The following is a 2,731-nucleotide window of genomic DNA, read 5'->3' as shown; positions in this document are numbered from 1 at the left end:
CTCGCGCTCACCGCCGTCCACGGCATGGAGAAGCGCGGCGGCAAGCTCGCGCTCGCCACCATGTGCGTCGGCGTCGGCCAAGGCGTCGCGGTCGCGATCGAGAAGCTGAACTGACCGGACGCACAGCGTCCGGTCATCCCGGAGCCGCTCGCTAGAGTGGAATCCGGGATCTCGAGATTCCGGGTTCAGCCCTGCGGGCTGCCCCGGAATGACAACTTTGGAAGCCCGAAACCTGCTTCCCCAAATTAGTTATATCCTATAATGATTGGCGGAAGCGTTGACTGGCCGGACCACAATGGCCGGGGAGGAGTTCGCCAATGACATTCATCTATCCCACTGACAGCAACAAGGCGCACCCGCTGCCGCTGTCGCCGGACTACAAGAGCTCGATCAAGCGCGCGCCGAACAAGCCCCTGATCCCAATGCGCCATACATTGTCGGAGCTGACCGGCCCGGTTTACGGCCACGAGACCGTGCGCGAGGGCGACAGCGACCTCACCACCCAGCACACCGGCGAACCGCTCGGCGAGCGCATCATCGTGCACGGCCATGTCCGCGACGAGGACGGGCGCGGTGTGCCGAACTCATTGGTCGAGATCTGGCAGGCCAATTCCTGCGGCCGCTACGTTCATGTTCGCGACCAGCATCCGGCGCCGCTCGATCCGAATTTCACGGGGGCCGGCCGTACGGTGAGCGATGCCGCCGGCTACTACCGCTTCGTCAGCATCAAGCCCGGTGCCTATCCCTGGGGCAATCACCACAACGCCTGGCGTCCCGCGCACATCCATCTGTCGGTGTTCGGCCATTCCTTCGTCACGCGCCTCGTGACGCAGATGTACTTCCCGAACGACCCGCTGTTCCCGTTCGATCCGATCTTCAACTCGGTGCCGGACGAGAAGGCGCGGGCGCGGATGGTTTCTTCGTTCGACCTCGAGAACACCCAGCCCGAATGGGCGCTGTGCTACCGCTTTGACGTCGTGTTGCGCGGCAAGAATGCCACCCCCATGGAGAACCATTAAGTGCAGGACAACGGGATCACCCCATCGCAGACCGTCGGTCCGTTCTTCAAATATGGCCTGACGCCGAATGGCGAGTATGCCTGGAACGACGCGTTCACCAGCTCGACGCTCACGCCCGATGTCACGGGCGACCGCATCCGTATCGAAGGCCGGGTGTTCGACGGTGACGGCGTTGCCGTTCCGGATTGCATGCTGGAGATCTGGCAGGCGGACGCGCAAGGCCGCTTTGCCGACCCGCAGGACAAGCGTGCTTTGCCGAATGCGAGCTTCCGCGGCTTTGCCCGTTGCGGCACCGACAAGGACGGCAATTACGCGTTCGACACCATCAAGCCGGGCGCGGTGCCGGACCCCGACGGCAAGCCGCAGGCGCCGCACATCCTGCTTGCGGTGTTCGGCCGCGGCATGCTGCGGCATCTCTACACCCGCATCTATTTCAGCGATGAGGCCGGCAACGCCGCCGATCCCGTGCTGGCGCTGGTGCCCACGGATCGGCGTGCAACGCTGACCGCGGTGCGCGAGGCGGGTAAGGCCGTATACCGACTCGACCTGCGGCTGCAGGGCGACAACGAGACGGTGTTCTTCGACGTGTGAGACAAGCGCGCCGGAGAGCCAGCTCGCCGGCGCCAGTTCTCATCCCGCGCAATCGCGCCTGCGTAGCTTTCGTCGCTCGGCTCGCTGTGCGTCAGTCCCTCTGACCTAAAACCGACTGATTGACGTCCAATTCCCGTAGTTCTGCGGAGCCATTCTTTTTGCAACTTCTCCGCGAGGCAATCCCGCATTTACCATATTGATCTAGGCTTCACGCGGTTTTGGCGCGCGCCCTGGATTATTTTCATGAAAATTCGTTTGTCATTGTCCTCCGCGATCGCCGCGTTCGGCATCGTTCTCGCCATCGGCTTTACTGCGGTCGTGTCCACCAGCCTCTATGCGCTACGCGAGCTCAAGGTGGGCGGTCCGCTGTACTCAGACATCAAGCTCGGCAACGATCTCATCGCGGACATTCTGCCCCCACCGGAATATGTCATCGAGGCCTATCTCGAGGCGACCCTGGCCATGCGCGAGCCGGACCAGCTGGCCGCCCACGGCGAACGCCTGGTCCAGCTGCGCAAGGATTACGACGAGCGCAAGGCGTTCTGGGTCACCTCCAGCCTCGCGGCCGACCTGAAGACGGCGCTGGTGTCGAAATCCGATGCCGAGGTGCAGAAGTTCTGGAAGGCGTCCGACCAGCTCCTGCCGGCCCTCAAGGACAAGGACGCAGCCGCTTCCGAGCGCGCCTATGCGCAGCTCAAGGACGCCTACACCGCGCATCGCGCCGTGATCGACAGCATCGTCGAGAACGCCAACAAGCAGAATGCCGCGATGGAGAAGCTGGCCGCGGACCGCGACAGCTCGATGCTCTTCATCCTCCTCGGCGTCTCCGCGGCCGTCCTGGCCTTCATTGCCGCAGGCCTGCTCGGCGTTGCCCTCGGCGTGGTGCGCCCGATCGTGCGCATGACTGATACGATGCAGAAGCTCGCGACCGGCGATCTCGCCGCCGATATTCCTTTCGCGCATCGACAAGACGAGGTCGGCTCGATGGCGGGCGCGCTCCAGGTGTTCAAGCAGGCGGCGGTCGAGAATTCCCGGCTGCGCGAGGAGCAGTTGCGGCAGGAACAAGAGGCCGCGCTGGCCAAGCGCGGCGCCCTGCACCAGATGGCCGAGACCGTCGAGCG

The 2,731-nt window shown here is 64.0% G+C and carries 4 protein-coding genes; all 4 read left to right on the top strand.

The window, feature by feature from the left end; all coding sequences use genetic code 11:
* The coding region (locus MOV75_RS33600; RefSeq protein WP_247007482.1) for a hypothetical protein at positions 1-114 on the top strand (114 nt) is incomplete at its 5' end.
* A 203-nt stretch (positions 115-317) separates the two neighbouring features.
* Positions 318-1,019 carry a protocatechuate 3,4-dioxygenase subunit beta gene (pcaH, locus tag MOV75_RS33595; RefSeq protein ID WP_246930716.1) on the top strand — a complete coding sequence of 234 codons (702 nt, stop codon included), beginning with the start codon at positions 318-320 and terminating at the stop codon, positions 1,017-1,019.
* Positions 1,020-1,610: a protocatechuate 3,4-dioxygenase subunit alpha gene (gene pcaG, locus MOV75_RS33590; protein WP_246930714.1), complete on the top strand. Its 591-nt coding sequence runs from the start codon at positions 1,020-1,022 to the stop codon at positions 1,608-1,610.
* 243 nt (positions 1,611-1,853) lie between these two features.
* Positions 1,854-2,731: HAMP domain-containing protein (locus tag MOV75_RS33585; RefSeq protein WP_247007481.1), on the top strand; the 878-nt coding region annotated here is incomplete at its 3' end.

The sequence above is a fragment of the Bradyrhizobium sp. PRIMUS42 genome (assembly GCF_023006515.1).
Taxonomy (GTDB): Bacteria; Pseudomonadota; Alphaproteobacteria; order Rhizobiales; family Xanthobacteraceae; genus Bradyrhizobium.
Note: the sequence above shows the minus strand (reverse complement) of the source record. Positions and strands in the feature narration are given on the sequence as shown.

Coding starts and splice junctions, on each gene's coding strand:
- pcaH (WP_246930716.1), top strand. CDS start 318: ATGACATTCATCTATCCCACTGACAGCAACAAGGCGCACCCGCTGCCG.